This is a genomic window from Methylobacterium sp. WL103, assembly GCF_008039885.1.
GTDB classification, from domain to species: Bacteria; Pseudomonadota; Alphaproteobacteria; order Rhizobiales; family Beijerinckiaceae; genus Methylobacterium; species Methylobacterium cerastii.
On the sequence record NZ_VRUX01000042.1, the window covers coordinates 1 to 16,939 of the forward strand.

General features: G+C 67.4%; 30 protein-coding genes and 1 pseudogene. 30 read left to right on the forward strand and 1 reads right to left on the reverse strand.

Annotated features, from left to right (window positions below; translation table 11 throughout):
• The 30 genes and pseudogenes from tuf to rplQ all read left to right on the forward strand — a co-directional run.
• A pseudogene (gene tuf, locus FV222_RS05120) lies at positions 1–128 on the forward strand (elongation factor Tu); the annotation flags it as partial.
• A gap of 127 nt (positions 129–255) precedes the next feature.
• Complete coding sequence (gene rpsJ, locus FV222_RS05125; protein ID WP_018044230.1) at positions 256–564, forward strand: 30S ribosomal protein S10; 309 nt, start codon at positions 256–258, stop codon at positions 562–564.
• 50 nt (positions 565–614) lie between these two features.
• Complete coding sequence (gene rplC / locus FV222_RS05130) at positions 615–1,349, forward strand: 50S ribosomal protein L3 (protein WP_147763773.1); 735 nt, start codon at positions 615–617, stop codon at positions 1,347–1,349.
• Complete coding sequence (gene rplD, locus FV222_RS05135; protein ID WP_147763774.1) at positions 1,349–1,969, forward strand: 50S ribosomal protein L4; 621 nt, start codon at positions 1,349–1,351, stop codon at positions 1,967–1,969. Before rplC ends, rplD begins: the two co-directional genes overlap by 1 nt.
• Positions 1,966–2,262 (forward strand): 50S ribosomal protein L23, encoded by a 297-nt coding sequence (locus FV222_RS05140; RefSeq protein WP_147813319.1) that lies wholly within the window; start codon positions 1,966–1,968, stop codon positions 2,260–2,262. The genes rplD and FV222_RS05140 overlap by 4 nt, the downstream gene beginning before the upstream one ends.
• A gap of 26 nt (positions 2,263–2,288) precedes the next feature.
• Positions 2,289–3,125: a 50S ribosomal protein L2 gene (gene rplB, locus FV222_RS05145; RefSeq protein WP_147752906.1), complete on the forward strand. Its 837-nt coding sequence runs from the start codon at positions 2,289–2,291 to the stop codon at positions 3,123–3,125.
• 5 nt (positions 3,126–3,130) lie between these two features.
• Complete coding sequence (gene rpsS, locus FV222_RS05150) at positions 3,131–3,409, forward strand: 30S ribosomal protein S19 (protein ID WP_147725863.1); 279 nt, start codon at positions 3,131–3,133, stop codon at positions 3,407–3,409.
• Between the two features lies 1 nt (position 3,410).
• Positions 3,411–3,797 carry a 50S ribosomal protein L22 gene (gene rplV, locus FV222_RS05155; RefSeq protein ID WP_147725862.1) on the forward strand — a complete coding sequence of 129 codons (387 nt, stop codon included), beginning with the start codon at positions 3,411–3,413 and terminating at the stop codon, positions 3,795–3,797.
• Positions 3,798–3,807: 10 nt separating this feature from the next.
• Positions 3,808–4,548: a 30S ribosomal protein S3 gene (gene rpsC, locus FV222_RS05160; RefSeq protein WP_147725861.1), complete on the forward strand. Its 741-nt coding sequence runs from the start codon at positions 3,808–3,810 to the stop codon at positions 4,546–4,548.
• A gap of 48 nt (positions 4,549–4,596) precedes the next feature.
• Entirely contained in the window at positions 4,597–5,010 is a 414-nt protein-coding gene (rplP, locus tag FV222_RS05165) for a 50S ribosomal protein L16 (RefSeq protein ID WP_147725860.1), read from the forward strand.
• Between the two features lie 12 nt (positions 5,011–5,022).
• Positions 5,023–5,238 carry a 50S ribosomal protein L29 gene (rpmC, locus tag FV222_RS05170; protein WP_147725859.1) on the forward strand — a complete coding sequence of 72 codons (216 nt, stop codon included), beginning with the start codon at positions 5,023–5,025 and terminating at the stop codon, positions 5,236–5,238.
• Between the two features lie 11 nt (positions 5,239–5,249).
• Positions 5,250–5,513 carry a 30S ribosomal protein S17 gene (gene rpsQ, locus FV222_RS05175; protein ID WP_147763775.1) on the forward strand — a complete coding sequence of 88 codons (264 nt, stop codon included), beginning with the start codon at positions 5,250–5,252 and terminating at the stop codon, positions 5,511–5,513.
• A 298-nt stretch (positions 5,514–5,811) separates the two neighbouring features.
• Positions 5,812–6,180: a 50S ribosomal protein L14 gene (gene rplN / locus FV222_RS05180; protein WP_147725857.1), complete on the forward strand. Its 369-nt coding sequence runs from the start codon at positions 5,812–5,814 to the stop codon at positions 6,178–6,180.
• Positions 6,180–6,494 carry a 50S ribosomal protein L24 gene (gene rplX, locus FV222_RS05185; RefSeq protein ID WP_147752904.1) on the forward strand — a complete coding sequence of 105 codons (315 nt, stop codon included), beginning with the start codon at positions 6,180–6,182 and terminating at the stop codon, positions 6,492–6,494. Before rplN ends, rplX begins: the two co-directional genes overlap by 1 nt.
• Positions 6,487–7,053, forward strand: coding sequence for a 50S ribosomal protein L5 (gene rplE, locus FV222_RS05190; protein ID WP_147752903.1), 567 nt, complete (start codon positions 6,487–6,489; stop codon positions 7,051–7,053). Before rplX ends, rplE begins: the two co-directional genes overlap by 8 nt.
• Before the next feature lie 43 nt (positions 7,054–7,096).
• On the forward strand, positions 7,097–7,402 hold the full coding sequence (rpsN, locus tag FV222_RS05195) for a 30S ribosomal protein S14 (protein ID WP_147752902.1): 306 nt from the start codon (positions 7,097–7,099) through the stop codon (positions 7,400–7,402).
• 10 nt (positions 7,403–7,412) lie between these two features.
• Positions 7,413–7,808 (forward strand): 30S ribosomal protein S8, encoded by a 396-nt coding sequence (gene rpsH / locus FV222_RS05200; protein ID WP_147752901.1) that lies wholly within the window; start codon positions 7,413–7,415, stop codon positions 7,806–7,808.
• A 23-nt stretch (positions 7,809–7,831) separates the two neighbouring features.
• The gene (gene rplF, locus FV222_RS05205) at positions 7,832–8,365 is read left to right on the forward strand and encodes a 50S ribosomal protein L6 (protein WP_147752900.1); all 534 of its coding nucleotides are present in this window, start codon (positions 7,832–7,834) and stop codon (positions 8,363–8,365) included.
• A gap of 12 nt (positions 8,366–8,377) precedes the next feature.
• Positions 8,378–8,740, forward strand: coding sequence for a 50S ribosomal protein L18 (gene rplR / locus FV222_RS05210; protein WP_147752899.1), 363 nt, complete (start codon positions 8,378–8,380; stop codon positions 8,738–8,740).
• A gap of 96 nt (positions 8,741–8,836) precedes the next feature.
• Positions 8,837–9,424: a 30S ribosomal protein S5 gene (gene rpsE, locus FV222_RS05215; protein WP_147813321.1), complete on the forward strand. Its 588-nt coding sequence runs from the start codon at positions 8,837–8,839 to the stop codon at positions 9,422–9,424.
• Between the two features lie 12 nt (positions 9,425–9,436).
• The gene (rpmD, locus tag FV222_RS05220; protein WP_147725849.1) at positions 9,437–9,628 is read left to right on the forward strand and encodes a 50S ribosomal protein L30; all 192 of its coding nucleotides are present in this window, start codon (positions 9,437–9,439) and stop codon (positions 9,626–9,628) included.
• A gap of 10 nt (positions 9,629–9,638) precedes the next feature.
• Positions 9,639–10,163 (forward strand): 50S ribosomal protein L15, encoded by a 525-nt coding sequence (gene rplO, locus FV222_RS05225; RefSeq protein ID WP_147752897.1) that lies wholly within the window; start codon positions 9,639–9,641, stop codon positions 10,161–10,163.
• 137 nt (positions 10,164–10,300) lie between these two features.
• Positions 10,301–11,644 (forward strand): preprotein translocase subunit SecY, encoded by a 1,344-nt coding sequence (gene secY, locus FV222_RS05230; protein ID WP_147752896.1) that lies wholly within the window; start codon positions 10,301–10,303, stop codon positions 11,642–11,644.
• Positions 11,645–11,822: 178 nt separating this feature from the next.
• Positions 11,823–12,425 carry an adenylate kinase gene (locus FV222_RS05235; RefSeq protein ID WP_147763777.1) on the forward strand — a complete coding sequence of 201 codons (603 nt, stop codon included), beginning with the start codon at positions 11,823–11,825 and terminating at the stop codon, positions 12,423–12,425.
• Positions 12,426–12,451: 26 nt separating this feature from the next.
• Entirely contained in the window at positions 12,452–12,682 is a 231-nt protein-coding gene (locus FV222_RS05240) for a hypothetical protein (RefSeq protein ID WP_147763778.1), read from the forward strand.
• 262 nt (positions 12,683–12,944) lie between these two features.
• Entirely contained in the window at positions 12,945–13,313 is a 369-nt protein-coding gene (gene rpsM, locus FV222_RS05245; protein WP_147752893.1) for a 30S ribosomal protein S13, read from the forward strand.
• 169 nt (positions 13,314–13,482) lie between these two features.
• Positions 13,483–13,872, forward strand: coding sequence for a 30S ribosomal protein S11 (gene rpsK / locus FV222_RS05250; RefSeq protein ID WP_147725843.1), 390 nt, complete (start codon positions 13,483–13,485; stop codon positions 13,870–13,872).
• Positions 13,873–13,889: 17 nt separating this feature from the next.
• Positions 13,890–14,762 carry an MBL fold metallo-hydrolase gene (locus FV222_RS05255; protein ID WP_147763779.1) on the forward strand — a complete coding sequence of 291 codons (873 nt, stop codon included), beginning with the start codon at positions 13,890–13,892 and terminating at the stop codon, positions 14,760–14,762.
• Positions 14,763–14,867: 105 nt separating this feature from the next.
• The gene (locus FV222_RS05260; protein ID WP_147752891.1) at positions 14,868–15,887 is read left to right on the forward strand and encodes a DNA-directed RNA polymerase subunit alpha; all 1,020 of its coding nucleotides are present in this window, start codon (positions 14,868–14,870) and stop codon (positions 15,885–15,887) included.
• Positions 15,888–16,055: 168 nt separating this feature from the next.
• Positions 16,056–16,472 (forward strand): 50S ribosomal protein L17, encoded by a 417-nt coding sequence (rplQ, locus tag FV222_RS05265; RefSeq protein WP_147752890.1) that lies wholly within the window; start codon positions 16,056–16,058, stop codon positions 16,470–16,472.
• Positions 16,473–16,548: 76 nt separating this feature from the next.
• Here the strand turns inward: rplQ and FV222_RS05270 are convergent.
• Positions 16,549–16,939 (reverse strand): response regulator (locus FV222_RS05270; RefSeq protein ID WP_147813323.1); only part of this gene is annotated, 391 nt, incomplete at its 5' end.

Consider the following 16,939-nt stretch of genomic DNA (forward strand, 5'->3'; position numbering starts at 1 on the left):
CGGGCGACAACGTGACCATGGACGTCACGCTGATCGTGCCGGTGGCCATGGAGGAGAAGCTGCGCTTCGCCATCCGCGAAGGCGGACGCACCGTCGGCGCCGGCGTCGTCGCCGCCATCAACGCGTAGTCGTCAGACAGACCGGCCCGTCGTCTCTCGGGACGAAGGGCCGGTCCCCGGACACAGCATCCGTCAGGGGACGATTGAGGGAAGGGCCCTCGCGCCCGCCCAACACGTTTCCGTCGAGGTTTAGGTCATGAACGGTCAAAATATCCGCATCCGCCTGAAGGCGTTCGATCATCGCATCCTGGATGCGTCCACCCGCGAGATCGTTTCCACCGCCAAGCGGACCGGCGCGACCATCCGCGGCCCGATCCCGCTGCCGACCCATATCGAGAAGTTCACGGTCAACCGCTCGCCGCACATCGACAAGAAGTCGCGCGAGCAGTTCGAGATGCGCACCCACAAGCGCGTCCTCGACATCGTTGATCCGACCCCCCAGACCGTGGACGCGCTGATGAAGCTCGACCTCGCCGCTGGCGTGGACGTGGAGATCAAGCTCTAAGCCCCGCCGGGTTTAGAGCTTACCGTTTCATCGCGCGAGGGAGACACCTTATGCGCTCAGGCGTCATTGCACAGAAGGTCGGCATGACCCGGATCTTCACGGAAGCGGGGGAACACGTTCCCTGCACCGTGCTCAAGATCGAACAATGCCAGGTGGTCGCCCACCGCACCGTCGAGAAGAACGGCTACGTCGCCGTCCAGCTCGGCGTCGGCAAGGCGAAGGTCAAGAACGTGTCGGCCGCCGAGCGTGGCCGCTTCGCGGTCGCCAAGGTCGAGCCGAAGCAGAAGATCGCCGAGTTCCGCGTTTCCGAGGACGCGCTGATCCCGGTGGGCGCCGAGATCACCGCCGACCACTTCATCCCGGGCCAGTTCGTCGACGTGACGGGCACGACCACGGGTAAGGGGTTCGCTGGCGGCATCAAGCGCTGGAACTTCGGCGGTCTGCGCGCCACCCACGGCGTGTCGATCTCGCACCGTTCGATCGGTTCGACCGGCGGCCGTCAGGACCCGGGCAAGACCTTCAAGAACAAGAAGATGCCCGGTCACATGGGCGTCGACCGGGTGACCACGCAGAACCTGCGCGTCGTCCGCACGGACGTCGAGCGCGGCCTGATCCTGGTCGAGGGTGCGGTTCCCGGCGTCGCCGGCGGCTGGATCCAGATCCGGGACGCGGTGAAGCGCAAGCTGCCGGCCGAAGTTCCGCAGCCCGGCAAGTTCCGTGAGAACGGCGCGTCCGCGGCCGCGCAATCCGCCCCCGAGGCGCCCGCTGCCGAGGAGAACGCGTGATGAAGCTCGATATCACCACCCTCGACGGCGCCGGCGCCGGCTCAGTTGAGCTCAACGAGGCCATCTTCGGCCTCGAGCCCCGCGCCGACCTGCTTCAGCGCATGGTGCGCTACCAGCTCGCCAAGCGTCGCGCCGGCACCCACGCCGTGCAGAACCGCTCGGACGTGAACCGTACCCGCAAGAAGCTCTATAAGCAGAAGGGCACCGGCAACGCGCGTCACGGCGCAGCGTCGGCTCCGCAGTTCCGCGGCGGTGGCCGTGCGTTTGGCCCGGTCGTGCGCGACCACGGCCACGACCTTCCCAAGAAGGTCCGCGCCCTGGCGCTCCGCCACGCCCTTTCGGCCAAGGCCAAGACCTCGACCATCATCGTCGTGGACGACATCAAGATCGAGGACCACAAGACCAAGGGGCTCATCGAGCGCTTCGGGAAGATGGGTCTCTCGAACGCACTGATCATCGGTGGCGCGGAGGTCGACGAGAACTTCGGCCGCGCCGCCCGCAACATCCCGATGATCGACGTGCTGCCCGTGCAGGGCATCAACGTCTACGACATCCTGCGCCGCGACACGCTCGTGCTGACCCGCGCCGCGATCGACGCGCTGGAGGAGCGTTTCAAATGAGTGCCGATCCGCGCCACTACGACATCATCGTCGCCCCGGTCATCACCGAGAAGGCGACGAACCTCACCGAACAGAACAAGGTGGTCTTCCGGGTCGCCCCGAAGGCTACCAAGCCGCAGATCAAGGAAGCGGTCGAGAAGCTGTTCGACGTCAAGGTCACGGCGGTGAACACCCTCGTGACCAAGGGCAAGAAGAAGATCTTCCGCGGCATGCGCGGACAGCGTTCGGACGTGAAGAAAGCGGTCGTGACCCTCGCCGAAGGTGACACGATCGACGTCACGACCGGCCTCTGAGATAGACCGGGTAGGGATTTAAGCCGATGGCCTTGAAGACATTCAAACCGGTCACGCCGAGCCTCCGCCAGCTCGTGCTGGTCGACCGCCGTGAGCTCTACAAGGGCAAGCCGGTGAAGGCGCTGACCGAGGGCAAGTCGTCCTCGGGCGGCCGCAACAACCTCGGGCGGATCACCGTCCGCTTCCGCGGCGGCGGCCACAAGCGCTCGCTCCGCCTCGTCGACTTCAAGCGTCGGTCGCAGCCGGGCGTGTCGGCGACCGTCGAGCGGATCGAGTACGATCCGAACCGCACGGCGTTCATCGCGCTGATCAACTACCCGGACGGCAAGCAGAGCTACATCATCGCTCCGCAGCGCCTGCAGCCGGGCGACAAGGTGATCTCGGGCGAGGGCGTCGACATCAAGCCGGGCAACGCCGGGCCGATCGGCGGCATGCCGGTGGGCACGATCGTGCACAATATCGAGCTGAAGATCGGCAAGGGCGGCGCGGTCGCCCGTTCCGCCGGCAACTACGCTCAGATCGTCGGGCGCGACCAGGGCTACGTGACGCTCCGCCTGAACTCGGGAGAGCAGCGCCTGGTCCACGGCCAGTGCTACGCGACGGTGGGTGCGGTCTCGAACCCGGACCACATGAACATCTCGCTCGGCAAGGCCGGGCGCAACCGGTGGCTCGGCAAGCGTCCGCACGTCCGCGGCGTCGCCATGAACCCGGTGGACCACCCGCACGGCGGCGGCGAGGGACGCACCTCGGGCGGCCGTAACCCGGTGACGCCCTGGGGCGTGCCGACCAAGGGGAAGAAGACCCGCTCGAACAAGCGGACCGACGTCTTCATCCTGTCCAGCCGCCACAACCGCAAGAAGTAACCATCATGGCACGCTCACTCTGGAAGGGGCCGTTCGTCGACGGCTACCTCTTCAAGAAGGCCGAGGCGGCTCGCGGGTCGAGCCGGAACGAGGTCATCAAGATCTGGAGCCGTCGCTCCACCATCCTGCCGCAGTTCATCGGGCTCACCTTCGGTGTGCACAATGGACAGAAGCACATTCCGGTCTACGTTTCCGAGGAAATGGTCGGTCACAAGTTCGGCGAGTTCTCGCCGACCCGCACCTTCCACGGCCACGCGGCCGACAAGAAGGCGAAGAGGCGCTGACATGGGCAAGCAAGCCACCCCCCGCGCGCTGCCCGAGAACGAGGCCAAGGCCGTCGCACGGATGCTCCGTGTCTCGCCCCAGAAGCTCAACCTCGTCGCGCAGATGATCCGCGGCAAGAAGGTCGAGTCGGCCCTCGCCGACCTCGAGTTCTCCCGCAAGCGCATCTCGACCGAGGTCAAGAAGTGCCTCGAGAGCGCGATCGCCAACGCCGAGAACAACCACGACCTGGACGTCGACGACCTCGTCGTCACCCAGGCCTTCGTGGGCAAGGCGCTGGTCCTGAAGCGCTTCCACGCCCGCGCCCGCGGTCGCGGCGCGCGCATCCTGAAGCCTTTCTCGAACCTCACCATCGTGGTTCGCGAAGTCCGCACCGCCGAAGCGGCCTGAGGAGAATCTGATGGGTCAGAAAGTCAACCCGATCGGTCTCCGGCTCGGCATCAACCGGACCTGGGATTCCCGCTGGTTCGCCGGCAAGACAGAATACGTGAAGCTGATGCACGAGGACGTCGCGATCCGCGCCGCCCTCATGAAGCAGCTCAAGCAGGCGGCGGTCTCGAAGATCGTCATCGAGCGTCCGCACCGGAAGTGCCGCGTCACTATCCACTCGGGTCGTCCGGGCGTGGTGATCGGCAAGAAGGGCGCCGACATCGAGAAGCTGCGCAAGCTGGTCAACACCATGACCAAGGCCGACGTGACCATCAACATCGTCGAGGTGCGGAAGCCCGAGATCGACGCCGTGCTGGTGGCCGACTCGATCGCCCAGCAGCTCGAGCGCCGCGTCGCCTTCCGTCGCGCCATGAAGCGCGCCGTGCAATCCGCCATGCGCCTCGGCGCGGAGGGCATCCGGATCAACTGCTCCGGTCGTCTCGGCGGCGCCGAGATCGCCCGCCAGGAATGGTACCGCGAGGGCCGCGTGCCCCTGCACACGCTGCGCGCCGACGTCGACTACGGCACGGCGACCGCGTTCACGACCTACGGAACGTGCGGCATCAAGGTCTGGGTGTTCAAGGGCGAGATCCTCGAGCACGACCCGATGGCGCAGGATAAGAAGGCGCAGGAAGAGGGCGGCCGTTCGGGCGGTCGTCGCGAGCGCGACGGCGAGGGTGACCGCGGTCGCGGTCGCCGCGATCACGCCTAACCGCGCGATCGTCGACCCCCGAGCCAAGGAAGGTGTTGAGAGGCTGCCATGTTGCAACCCAAGAAGACCCGGTTTCGTAAGCAGTTCAAAGGTCGCATCTCCGGTGCGGCCAAGGGCGGCTTCGACCTGAATTTCGGCCAGTTCGGCCTGAAGGCGGTGGAGCCAGAGCGCATCACCGCTCGCCAGATCGAGGCGGCCCGCCGCGCGATCACCCGTGAGATGAAGCGTCAGGGCCGGGTCTGGATCCGGATCTTCCCCGACGTTCCGGTCACGTCGAAGCCGACCGAAGTCCGCATGGGCTCCGGTAAGGGCGCACCCGAGTATTGGGCCGCCCGCGTCCACCCGGGCCGCATCATGTTCGAGGTCGACGGCGTCGCCGAGGACATCGCCAAGGAGGCGCTTCGTCTGGGCGCCGCCAAGCTGCCCATCCGCACGCGCGTCGTGCAACGCATCGCCGACTAAGGGAGGCAGATCATGAAGTCGTCACAGAGACAGTCGGATCTCGCCGCCCTGTCGCCCGATCAGCTGAGCGACGAGCTCTTGAACCTCAAGAAGGAGCAGTTCAACCTGCGCTTCCAGGGGGCCACCGGCCAGCTCGAGAACGTCGCCCGCGTCCGCGAAGTCCGTCGCGACATCGCCCGCGTCCGCACCCTGCAGCGTCAGAAGACGCTGCAGGCGACGTCGGCCTGAGGAGTTTCATCATGCCGAAGCGCGTATTGCAGGGCGTCGTCGTCAGCGACAAGGGCGAGAAGACCATCGTCGTCAAGGTGGAGCGTCGCTTCACCCACCCGGTGATGAAGAAGACCGTCCGCCGCTCGAAGAACTACCACGCTCACGACGAGGCGAACGCCGCCAAGGTCGGGGCTACGGTGTTCATCGAGGAGTGCCGGCCCTTCTCGAAGACCAAGACCTGGAAGCTCGTCGAGGGCGACGCCGCCCAGGCCGAGGCTCCCTCGGCGGCCTGAGGCCACCGACCCAACACCCATCGAGCGCGTACGCGCGCCCGATGAGACCCTCCGTGCTCCTGCCCGTAGAGCTTGCACGAATCGTCGCCTTGCTGTAGGCGACCTTTCTTCGCGACAGATCAGCGGTGACCGGTTCTCCGGTTCCCCATCGACTGCGGTGACCGCGCCGGCGCTGGAAAAGCGCCGATAGCGCGGTCTGTCATATGAGCCGGGGACATCAGATCCCCATCAGGCGTCGTCCGCCGGGCAATACCGCCCGTGTGCGGAAACCCGCCTGAAACAAGGAAAGGTCACTCCTGTGATCCAGATGCAGACGAATCTGGACGTCGCCGACAACTCTGGTGCGCGTCGCGTGATGTGCATCAAGGTCCTCGGCGGGTCGAAGCGGCGCTATGCCGGCGTGGGCGACATCATCGTCGTGTCCATCAAGGAGGCGATTCCGCGCGGCCGCGTCAAGAAGGGCGACGTCATGAAGGCGGTGGTCGTGCGGACCGCCAAGGAAGTGAAGCGTCCCGACGGTTCGGTGATCCGCTTCGACAAGAACGCGGCCGTTCTGATCAACAACCAGAAGGAGCCGATCGGGACCCGCATCTTCGGGCCGGTGCCGCGCGAACTGCGCGCCCGCAACCACATGAAGATCATCTCGCTGGCTCCGGAGGTGCTGTGATGGCAGCCAAGATCAAGAAGGGCGACACGGTCGTCGTCCTCACCGGTCGCGACTCCGGTCGGTCCGGCGAGGTCATCCAGGTGATGCCGAAGGACGACAAGGCGCTCGTCCGCGGGATCAACCTGGTCAAGAAGCACCAGAAGCAGTCCCAGAGCCAGGAAGGCGGCATCATCTCCAAGGAGGCCGCGATCCAGCTCTCGAACCTCGCGTTGCAGGACGCGAACGGCAAGCCGACCCGCGTGGGTTTCCGCATCCTCGAAGACGGTCGCAAGGTCCGCTTCGCCAAGTCCACGGGGGACCAGATCGATGGCTGAGGCCAACAAGGACGCCTACGTCCCGCGCCTGCGCACCCACTACGACGAAGTCATCCGCCAGAAGCTCATTGAGCAGTTCGGCTACAAGAACCCGATGCAGGTTCCCCGGATCGACAAGATCGTCATCAACATGGGCGTCGGCGAGTCCACCGCCGACTCCAAGAAGGCCGCCGTCGCCGCCGGCGACCTGGCGTTGATCGCCGGCCAGAAGCCGGTGATCACCAAGGCCCGCAAGCCGATCGCGACCTTCAAGGTCCGCGAGGGCATGCCGATCGGCTGCAAGGTCACCCTGCGCCGCCAGAAGATGTACGAGTTCATGGACCGCTTGGTCACGATCGCGCTGCCGCGCGTCCGCGACTTCCGCGGCCTGAACCCGAAGTCCTTCGACGGCCGCGGCAACTACGCCCTCGGGCTCAAGGAGCACCTCGTGTTCCCGGAGATCTCGTACGACAAGGCCGAGCAGACCTGGGGCATGGACATCGTCGTCGCCACCACCGCCACCACCGACGAGGAGGCCCGCGCGCTGCTGGCCGCCTTCCAATTCCCGTTCCGGCAGTAGGCGTCCCTCGGGGCACCTAGACGCGGACACCGGAGGATAGACAATGGCAAAGAAGAGTTCAGTCGAACAGAACAACCACCGGAAGGAGCTGGTCAAGCGCTTCGCTGCGAAGCGCTCGGCCCTGCTCGCGACCGCCAACGACGAGTCTCTCGAGATGGAGGAGCGCTTCGAGGCGCGCCTCAAGCTCGCGGAGCTTCCCCGCAACTCGTCCCCGACCCGCGTCCGCAACCGGTGCGAGATCACCGGCCGGCCGCGTGCCTACTACCGCAAGATGGGCGTCTCGCGCATCGCACTGCGCGAGCTCGGGAACCGGGGTCTGATCCCGGGCCTCGTCAAGTCGAGCTGGTAAGGAGGCACCCATGGTCAACGATCCCGTGGGCGATATGCTCACCCGCATCCGCAACGGCCAGATGCGCCGTCGCAACGTGGTCTCGACGCCCGGCTCGCGCCTGCGCGCCAACGTCCTGAACGTGCTGAAGTCGGAAGGCTACATCCGCGACTTCGCGACCACCGACCTCGGCAACGGCCGGACGGAGTTCGCGATCGAGCTGAAGTACTATGACGGCCAGCCCGTCATCCGCTCGATCCAGCGCGTTTCGAAGCCCGGCCGCCGCGTCTACTCGGCCGTCGGCGACCTGCCGCGCGTCGCCGACGGGCTCGGCGTCACCATCGTGTCCACCCCGCAGGGCGTCATGGCCGACCACGAGGCGCGCGAGCGCAACGTCGGCGGCGAAGTGCTCTGCAAGGTGTTCTGATCCCCGGATAAGGAGAGAGGCAGATGTCTCGCGTAGGCAAGAAGCCCGTCCCCGTTCCGGCCGGCGTTACGGCGTCGGTCACGGGTCAGACGGTGAAGATGAAGGGCTCGAAGGGCGAGCTCGAGTTCGTGGTTCCCTCGCTCGTCCTGGTGGCGTTGGAGGACGGCGCCGTCACGGTGACCCCGAAGGACCAGTCCAAGGCGGCCCGTTCGCTCTGGGGCACCTCGCGGGCCCAGGTCGCGAACCTGGTCGAGGGCGTGTCCAAGGGCTTCGAAAAGAAGCTCGAGATCACCGGCGTCGGCTATCGCGCAGCGATGGCCGGCAAGGCGCTCAAGCTCTCGCTCGGGTACAGCCACGACATCGAGTACCAGATCCCGGCCGGCATCACGATCGTGACGCCCAAGCCGACGGAGATCACCATCTCCGGCATCGACCGCCAGGTCGTCGGCCAGGTCGCCGCGGAAATCCGCGACTACCGCGGCCCCGAGCCCTACAAGGGCAAGGGCGTCAAGTACGCCGGCGAGTTCATCTTCCGCAAGGAAGGCAAGAAGAAGTAAGGGGGCTGAGACATGTCACGCAAACTCGAAGCCCTCGACCGCCGCAAGGCGCGGGTGCGCCGGGCGCTCCGCGCCTCGGCCAACGGCCGGCCGCGCCTGTCGGTGTTCCGCTCGTCGAAGCAGATCTACGTCCAGGTCATCGATGATGCGGCGGGCGTGACGCTCGCTGCCGCCTCGTCGATCGACAAGGGCCTGCGCGCCGACCTGAAGACCGGCGCCGACATCGCCGCCGCGTCCGCAGTCGGCAAGCTCGTCGCCGAGCGCGCCAAGGCTGCCGGCGTCTCGAAGGTCGTGTTCGACCGCTCGGGCTACCAGTACCACGGCCGGATCAAGGCTCTGGCCGACGCCGCCCGCGAGGGTGGCCTCGACTTCTAAATCTCGGCGGTGCGGAGGCGGCTCGCCCGCCTCCGTCGATGACGAATCAAGCGAGCGGGCCCGCCGCCTGCGCCAGTGAGATGAAACGGGAACAACATGGCACGTGAACGTGAAGGCGGTGGCCGCGGCCGCCGCGACGACCGCGAGGAGCGCGACAGCGAGTTCGTGGACAAGCTCGTCCACATCAACCGCGTCGCCAAGGTGGTGAAGGGTGGCCGTCGCTTCGGCTTCGCCGCCCTCGTCGTCGTCGGCGACCAGAAGGGCCGTGTCGGCTTCGGCCACGGCAAGGCTCGCGAAGTCCCCGAGGCGATCCGCAAGGCGACGGAAGCCGCCAAGCGCGGCCTCGTCCGCATCTCGCTCCGCGAGGGCCGGACGCTGCACCACGACGTGCAGGGCCGTCACGGCGCCGGCAAGGTGATCCTCCGCGCGGCGCCCCAGGGTACCGGCATCATCGCCGGCGGCCCGATGCGCGCCGTCTTCGAGACGCTGGGCATGCAGGACGTCGTGGCCAAGAGCCTCGGCTCCTCGAACCCCTACAACCTCGTGCGCGCCACCTTCGAGGCGCTCAAGAACGAGGACAGCCCGCGCTCCGTCGCCGGTCGTCGCGGTCTCAAGGTGTCGACGCTCCAGGCGCGGCGCACCGATGCGGGCCCGTCCGACCAGTCCGAAGCCGCAGTCGCGTAAGGGGAGGGCAGCATGGCTAGCAAGACTGTCCGCGTCGAGCAGATCGGTTCGCCGATCCGCCGCGAGGCCTCCCAGCGTCAGACGCTGGTGGGCCTGAAGCTGAACAAGCTTCACCGTGTCTCCGAGCTCGAAGACACCCCCGCCGTTCGCGGCATGATCCGAAAGGTCGCGCATCTCGTGCGCGTCCTCGACGACGCGGCTTGAGGAGGGCGCGATGAAGCTCAACGAAATCCGCGACAACGAAGGCGCAACCAAGAACCGGATGCGCGTCGGCCGGGGCATCGGCTCCGGCAAGGGCAAGACCGCAGGGCGCGGCGTGAAGGGTCAGAAGGCCCGGACCGGCGTGGCCATCAAGGGCTTCGAGGGCGGCCAGATGCCGCTTCACCGTCGCCTGCCGAAGCGCGGCTTCAACAACCTGTACTCGACCGACCTCAACGAGGTGAACGTCGGCCGCGTCCAGCAGGCGATCGACGCCGGCCGTCTCGACGGCGCCGCGACCGTGACGGTCGAGGCCTTGGTCCAGGCCGGGATCATCGCCCGTCCCCGTGACGGCGTGAAGCTGCTCGGTGTCGGCGAGCTCACCGCGAAGGTCGCCTTCGAGGTGACCCGGGCGTCGAAGTCGGCGGTCGAAGCGGTCGAGAAGGCCGGCGGCAGCGTCGTCGTCGCCTACGGCGCCGGCGTCTCGGTCCGCGGCAAGGGCGGCAAGGACTTGGGCGGCAAGGGCGAGGCGACCGCCTGAGCGCGGTTGCCTCTCCGTCACCGACCCCTTAAGTCGAAGCCTCGAGCGGCGGCCCATGCGACCTCGCATGCGGCCGCCGCTCCCGTTTTCAGGGATGCCCCGCGGCACCCTCGTGACCCATCATCAGGACACAGGCCATGGCCTCAGCCGCCGAGCAGCTCGCCGCGAACCTCAATTTCGGTGCCATCGCCAAGGCCGATGAGCTCAAGAAGCGCATCTGGTTCACCTTGGGTGCGCTCGTGGTGTTCCGGCTCGGGACCTACATCCCGATCCCCGGCATCGATCCGGAGCAGTTCGCGCGGAACTTCCAGAGCCAAGCCGGCGGCGTGCTCGGGCTGTTCAACATGTTCTCCGGCGGTGCCGTGGAGCGCATGGCGATCTTCGCGCTCAACATCATGCCCTACATCTCGGCTTCGATCATCATCCAGCTCCTCACCTCGGTGATCCCGAGCCTCGAGACGCTGAAGAAGGAGGGCGAGTCAGGCCGGAAGGTCATCAACCAGTACACCCGCTACCTCACCGTAGTGCTGGCGCTGGTCCAGTCCTGGGGCATCGCCGTGGGGCTACAGAGTTCGAGCGCCGCGATCGATCCCGGCCCGTTCTTCCTCGCCTCCACCGTGATCACGCTGACCGGCGGCACGCTGTTTCTGATGTGGATCGGCGAGCAGATCACCTCGCGCGGCATCGGCAACGGCTCGTCGCTGATCATCTTCGCCGGCATCGTGGCCCACCTGCCGACCGCCATCATCGGCGCGCTCGAGCTGTCGCGCACCGGCGCGCTGTCCTCCGCGGTGATCCTCGGCGTCGGCGTCGCCGCGATCGGCCTCGTCTACTTCATTGTGTTCATGGAGCGCGCCCAGCGCCGCCTTCTGATCAACTACCCGAAGCGCCAGGTCGGCAACCGGATGTACGAGGGCCAGACCTCGTTCCTGCCGCTGAAGCTCAACACCTCGGGCGTGATCCCGCCGATCTTCGCCTCGTCGCTGCTGCTGCTGCCGGCTACCGTGGCGAGCTTCTCGGCCAACCAGGGCACGGGCTTCCTCTCGACGGTGACGACCTATCTCGGCCACGGCCGGCCGCTCTACATGGCGCTCTACGCGGCGTTGATCATCTTCTTCGCGTTCTTCTACACCGCGGTCGTGTTCAACCCGCAGGAGACCGCGGACAACCTGAAGAAGCATGGCGGCTTCATCCCGGGCATCCGCCCGGGCGAGCGCACCGCCGCCTTCATCGACAAGGTTCTGACGCGCATCACCCTGATCGGCGCCCTCTACCTCACCTTCGTCTGCCTGGTGCCGGAGATCATCGCCTCCTACGCCTCGGCGAGCCTCGGCTTCGGCGGCACGTCGCTGCTCATCGTCGTCTCGGTGACGATGGACACGGTGGCCCAGATCCACGGGCACCTGATGGCGCACCAGTACGAGGGCCTCGTAAAGAAGGCCAAGCTGCGCGGCGCTTCGACGACCCAGCGGCGGCGCTGAGCGGCCGCGTTCGGCGACACGAGAGACACAATCGCCGGAATGACGGGCGGACGGCGATTTGTCGCTCGCCCGCTCGGTGGAAGCCGCTACAAGACGACCCCGACGCGGAACGATGTCGCCAAGGCATCGCCGCACGGCACGGAGCCCTGAGAGACGGGCAGGGACGAGGACAACGCCAATGCGGATCATTCTGCTCGGACCACCCGGCGCGGGGAAGGGGACACAGTCCGAGCGGATCGTCGCACGGTTCGGCATCCCGCAGCTCTCCACCGGCGACATGCTGCGGGCCGCGGTCGCGGCCGGCACCCCGGTCGGCCTTCAGGCGAAGGCGGTGATGGAGAGCGGCGGGCTCGTGTCCGATGCGATCGTCGTCGGAATCGTCGCGGACCGGATCGAAGAGCCTGACGCGCGCGGCGGCTTCATCCTCGACGGGTTCCCCCGCACCGTCGAGCAGGCCAAGGCCCTCGACGTGATGCTGAAGGAAAAGGGCCTGCGGCTCTCGACCGTGATCGAGTTCAAGGTCGACGAGGCGGCCCTGGTCGGCCGCATCGCCAAGCGCGCCGAGGAGACGGCGGCCCGCGGGCAGCCGGTGCGCAAGGACGATACGCCGGAGGTGTTCGCTTCTCGGCTGGAAGCCTACCGCATCCAGACCGCGCCGCTCTCGGCCTATTACGAGCGTGCCGGGATGCTCGAGACGGTGGACGGCATGGCACCGATCGGGTCGGTGACGGAATCGTTGATGACGATCCTCGAATCGCGTCGGGAAGGCGTAACCTCCTGACGTTCTCACCTCCAGGGCCCGCGACCATGATCTCTCATTCGGCCCGGGCGTTCCTCGCCGCTCTGACGTTGACGGTGGGTCTCGCGCCGGTGACGGCGTTCGCCGGCCCGGCGCAGTCGTACCAATACGAGCGGCGCACGACGGGCCGGATGTGCCGGCCGCCGTTGAAGTTCGCGGCCGGAGCCTGCGTTCGGCGCTGCCCGGCGGGCTTTCGCGACAACGGCGGCTATTGCCGCCAGCTCAGCCAGCGCTTCTGACGTCGCCGCCGGGACACCGAAGCCCGGCGCCTGGGCACCGGTCCGATCGGCGCTTCTTATCGTCCCTGCCGTTGACATCGGGATCGGCCCGCGCTAGCAGGCCGGTCTTCGTCTGCACAGCCGTTGGTCCGAGGTGCCCTTTAAGGGGCGGCCGCGGGCCGATTTGTCGTTGACGGGCGTGCAAGGGCCGGCCTCCACCGGACGTGCGCTTTCTCGATCACACGGCCCGGGCCGACGCCCGCGTGCCACATGGAGCATGACCTTGGCCCGTATCGCCGGCGTTAACATCCCGACCAACAAGCGCGTCGTCATCGCGCTCCAGTACATCCACGGCATCGGCGCGAAGAAGGCCGAGGAGATCACGGGGAAGGTCGGCATCCCGGCCGAGCGCCGCGTGAACCAGCTCACCGACGCCGAGGTGCTGCAGATCCGCGAGACGATCGACCGCGACTACCTCGTCGAGGGCGACCTTCGCCGCGACGTGTCGATGAACATCAAGCGCCTGATGGACCTCGGCTGCTACCGCGGCCTGCGCCACCGCCGCAACCTGCCGGTCCGCGGCCAGCGCACGCACACCAACGCGCGCACCCGCAAGGGCAAGTCGAAGCCGATCGCCGGCAAGAAGAAGTAAGTTTTCGACATTCGGAGGCAGCGTGCCGCGCTGCCCCCGTTTCATCGTGCCGCGCGTCCCCGATCGGAGGCCGGCGTGACGGGTCGGTGCTCCGCAGGCGCCCCGGCTGAACTCCGAAACATCCCGAGCACCTGGAATTACGGGTGCGCTTGAAGGACGAGAGACACAGATGGCCAAGGAACCGACCCGCGTCCGCCGGCGCGAACGCAAGAACATCGTCTCGGGCGTGGCGCACGTCGCCGCCTCGTTCAACAACACGATGATCACCATCACCGACGCGCAGGGCAACACGATCTCGTGGTCCTCCTCGGGCGCCATGGGCTTCAAGGGCTCGCGGAAGTCGACTCCCTACGCCGCGCAGGTCGCCGCCGAGGACGCCGCCCGCAAGGCCGCCGAGCACGGCATGCGCACCCTCGAGGTCGAGGTTTCCGGCCCCGGTTCGGGCCGCGAGTCGGCGCTCCGCGCCCTTCAGGCCGCGGGCTTCACCGTTACCTCGATCCGCGACGTCACCTCGATCCCGCACAACGGTTGCCGTCCGCGCAAGCGTCGGCGCGTCTGAGGAGGCCGGAGACACACGTGGCGAATTCGAAGATCCTTCCGGGCGTCAAGCGCTGGGGCGTCGGCGACCTCACGGTCACCGTGCTCAACGACGGGTGGTTCCAGGGGTCCCTCGATCTCGTCACAGGTATCTCGAAGGACGAGGCCGGCGCGCTACAGCGGGCCGGCTTCCGCACCGACGCGCCGCGGGTGACGCTCAACGCGTTCCTCGTCACCGGCCCCGGCCGCAAGCCGGTGATGATCGACACGGGCTACGGTGCGTTCGGTCCGCCGACCATGGGCCGCGTGTCCGAGGCGCTCGCCGTCGCCGGCGTGAGCCCCGACGCGATCGAGACGATCCTCGTCACGCATTGTCATCCCGACCACGTCGGCGGCCTGCTCGCCGACGGGAAGGCCGCCTATCCGAACGCGGAGATCGTGCTGCATTCGGACGAGGCGAAGCACTGGCTCCCCGACGCGGCGCTCGCCGCCGCGCCGGACGGGGCCAAGCCGTATTTCGAGAACGCGCGCAAGGCCCTGGCACCCTATGCCGGCCGGATGCGCGAGCAGTCCGGCGGCGAGGTGCTGCCGGGGATCATGGCTGTCCACCTGCCCGGCCATACGCCGGGCCATTGCGGCTTCCGGATCGTTTCGGGGGACAAGTCGCTGCTGGTGTTCACGGATGTGGTGCACCTGCCCGCGATCCAGTTCAAGCAACCGGAGGCGGGTGTCGGCTTCGATGTCGACGGCGACCAGGCGCGGGCGACGCGCAAGGCGATCCTCGCGGATCTCGCGGCCGACGGCACCCGCATCGCCGGCTCGCATCTCGAATTCCCGGCCGTCGGCTTCGTGACGCGGGACGGGGACGGATACCGGTTCGTGCCGGAGCTCTGGGTCGCCGACGAGGCGTAGGCCCGGAGCCATCATTTTAGGGACCGACCGGGGCTGGGGGCAGCACCGTTCGGCCGAAGCGCGGACCCGGACGTCGCGGGCTCGTGCGTCAGGAGAGGTAGGATCGTGGTCATTCAGAAGAACTGGCAAGAGCTGATCAAGCCCAACAAGCTGCAGGTCTCGACCGGCGACGACCCGAAGCGGGTCGCCACCGTCGTCGCCGAGCCGTTGGAGCGCGGCTTCGGCACGACGCTCGGCAACTCCCTGCGCCGGGTGCTGCTATCGTCCCTCCAGGGCGCGGCCGTGACCTCGGTCCAGATCGACGGCGTGCTGCACGAGTTCTCCTCGATCCCGGGCGTCCGCGAGGACGTCACGGATATCGTCCTGAACATCAAGACGATCGCCATCCGTTCGCAGACCGACGCCCCGAAGCGCATGACCCTGCGCAAGACCGGTCCCGGCCTCGTCACCGCCGGCGACATCGGCACGGTCGGCGACATCCAGATCCTGAACCCCGACCTCGTGATCTGCACGCTCGACGACGGCGCCGAGATCCGGATGGAGTTCACCGTCGCCACCGGGAAGGGCTACGTTCCGGCCGAGCAGAACCGCCCCGAAGACGCGCCGATCGGCCTGATCCCGGTGGACGCGCTGTTCTCGCCGGTGACCAAGGTCAGCTACCGCATCGAGACCACCCGCGAGGGCCAGGATCTCGACAAGGACAAGCTGACGATGACGGTCGAGACCAACGGCGCGGTGTCGCCGGAGGATGCGCTCGCCTACGCCGCGCGCATCATCCAGGACCAGCTCCAGGTGTTCGTGAACTTCGAGGATCCCCGCAAGGAGGAGGCCGCCCCGCTCGCGCCGCAGCTGCCCTTCAACCCGGCTTTGCTCAAGAAGGTCGACGAGCTCGAGCTCTCGGTCCGTTCGGCGAACTGCCTGAAGAACGACAACATCGTCTACATCGGCGACCTCATCCAGAAGTCGGAGGGCGAGATGCTGCGCACCCCGAACTTCGGCCGCAAGTCGCTCAACGAGATCAAGGAAGTGCTCGCCGGCATGGGCCTGCACCTCGGGATGGACATCCCCGGCTGGCCGCCGGAGAACATCGAGGATCTCGCCAAGCGCTTCGAAGAGCACTACTGAACCGAAGCCGGTTCGGGCCTGACCCGGCGGCGCGTCGCCGCCGGGTCAGGACCGTCGAAAAAAAGAATCCCGCCGCGGGGTCATGCGGACCAACGAAGACGCCCCGCTCACGGGGCATCCGGCCGTACCGTGGCACGGCGGCCGGACACATAAAGAAGGGCCAAGCACATGCGTCACGGATTTCGCGGTCGTCGTTTCAACCGCACCACCGAGCACCGCAAGGCGATGTTCGCCAACATGTCCGCCGCGCTGATCAAGCACGAGCAGATCATCACCACGCTCCCGAAGGCCAAGGACCTACGTCCGGTCATCGAGAAGCTGATTTCGCTCGGCCGCATCGACAGCGTCCACACCCGCCGTCTGGCGATGTCGCAGATCCGCGACCACGACATGGTGAAGAAGCTCTTCACGGTGCTGGGTCCGCGCTACACCGCCCGTCCAGGCGGCTACTGCCGCATCATGAAGGCTGGCTTCCGCAAGGGCGACAACGCCCCGCTCGCCGTGATCGAGTTCGTCGATCGCGACGTGACGGCCCGCGGCAAGGATTCCGGCCCTGTGCTGGGTGGCGAGAGCGAAGCGGCCTGATCGGCGGCATCGCAGTCAAGATCGATCGAAAGGCGGCCTTAGGGCCGCCTTTTTCGTTTGGCGCCCGGCGTTCCGCTCAAGCGCCGTGGCTTCCGTCGAGCAGGGACGAGACGCGGCGGGCGAGCTCGGCCGACTGGAACGGCTTCGTCAGCACCGGCAGGTCGTGCGGGATCTCGACGGCCTCGGCATGCCCGGTCACGATCAGCACCGGCACCTCGGACCAGCGGCTGCGGACTTCCGCGGCGAGCTCGACGCCGGTCATGCCGGGCATCGCCAGGTCTGCGACGACGAGGTCGAAGCGGCGCTGCTCCATCAGTGCGAGCGCGGCCGCCCCGTCCGCGGCCTCGATCTCGTCGTAGCCGAAGCCGTTGAGGAACGACGCCGTGACGTGGCGGACCTCGGCGTCGTCGTCCACCACCAGGATCGCGGCCGCGCGGGCGGCGACCGGCGCGCTCGCGGTGTCGGCT

Bases quoted from the DNA above. Each gene is read 5' to 3' on its own strand.
- rpsN (WP_147752902.1), top strand. From the start codon at position 7,097: ATGGCAAAGAAGAGTTCAGTCGAACAGAACAACCACCGGAAGGAGCTG.
- rplC (WP_147763773.1), top strand. From the start codon at position 615: ATGCGCTCAGGCGTCATTGCACAGAAGGTCGGCATGACCCGGATCTTC.
- rplF (WP_147752900.1), top strand. From the start codon at position 7,832: ATGTCTCGCGTAGGCAAGAAGCCCGTCCCCGTTCCGGCCGGCGTTACG.
- rpsS (WP_147725863.1), top strand. From the start codon at position 3,131: ATGGCACGCTCACTCTGGAAGGGGCCGTTCGTCGACGGCTACCTCTTC.
- rplE (WP_147752903.1), top strand. From the start codon at position 6,487: ATGGCTGAGGCCAACAAGGACGCCTACGTCCCGCGCCTGCGCACCCAC.
- FV222_RS05235 (WP_147763777.1), top strand. From the start codon at position 11,823: ATGCGGATCATTCTGCTCGGACCACCCGGCGCGGGGAAGGGGACACAG.
- rplX (WP_147752904.1), top strand. From the start codon at position 6,180: ATGGCAGCCAAGATCAAGAAGGGCGACACGGTCGTCGTCCTCACCGGT.
- FV222_RS05240 (WP_147763778.1), top strand. From the start codon at position 12,452: ATGATCTCTCATTCGGCCCGGGCGTTCCTCGCCGCTCTGACGTTGACG.
- rpsK (WP_147725843.1), top strand. From the start codon at position 13,483: ATGGCCAAGGAACCGACCCGCGTCCGCCGGCGCGAACGCAAGAACATC.
- rpmD (WP_147725849.1), top strand. From the start codon at position 9,437: ATGGCTAGCAAGACTGTCCGCGTCGAGCAGATCGGTTCGCCGATCCGC.
- rplV (WP_147725862.1), top strand. From the start codon at position 3,411: ATGGGCAAGCAAGCCACCCCCCGCGCGCTGCCCGAGAACGAGGCCAAG.
- FV222_RS05140 (WP_147813319.1), top strand. From the start codon at position 1,966: ATGAGTGCCGATCCGCGCCACTACGACATCATCGTCGCCCCGGTCATC.
- rplP (WP_147725860.1), top strand. From the start codon at position 4,597: ATGTTGCAACCCAAGAAGACCCGGTTTCGTAAGCAGTTCAAAGGTCGC.
- rpsE (WP_147813321.1), top strand. From the start codon at position 8,837: ATGGCACGTGAACGTGAAGGCGGTGGCCGCGGCCGCCGCGACGACCGC.
- rpsQ (WP_147763775.1), top strand. From the start codon at position 5,250: ATGCCGAAGCGCGTATTGCAGGGCGTCGTCGTCAGCGACAAGGGCGAG.
- rplO (WP_147752897.1), top strand. From the start codon at position 9,639: ATGAAGCTCAACGAAATCCGCGACAACGAAGGCGCAACCAAGAACCGG.
- rpsC (WP_147725861.1), top strand. From the start codon at position 3,808: ATGGGTCAGAAAGTCAACCCGATCGGTCTCCGGCTCGGCATCAACCGG.
- rpsH (WP_147752901.1), top strand. From the start codon at position 7,413: ATGGTCAACGATCCCGTGGGCGATATGCTCACCCGCATCCGCAACGGC.
- secY (WP_147752896.1), top strand. From the start codon at position 10,301: ATGGCCTCAGCCGCCGAGCAGCTCGCCGCGAACCTCAATTTCGGTGCC.
- rplB (WP_147752906.1), top strand. From the start codon at position 2,289: ATGGCCTTGAAGACATTCAAACCGGTCACGCCGAGCCTCCGCCAGCTC.
- rplD (WP_147763774.1), top strand. From the start codon at position 1,349: ATGAAGCTCGATATCACCACCCTCGACGGCGCCGGCGCCGGCTCAGTT.
- rpmC (WP_147725859.1), top strand. From the start codon at position 5,023: ATGAAGTCGTCACAGAGACAGTCGGATCTCGCCGCCCTGTCGCCCGAT.
- rplR (WP_147752899.1), top strand. From the start codon at position 8,378: ATGTCACGCAAACTCGAAGCCCTCGACCGCCGCAAGGCGCGGGTGCGC.
- rplQ (WP_147752890.1), top strand. From the start codon at position 16,056: ATGCGTCACGGATTTCGCGGTCGTCGTTTCAACCGCACCACCGAGCAC.
- rpsJ (WP_018044230.1), top strand. From the start codon at position 256: ATGAACGGTCAAAATATCCGCATCCGCCTGAAGGCGTTCGATCATCGC.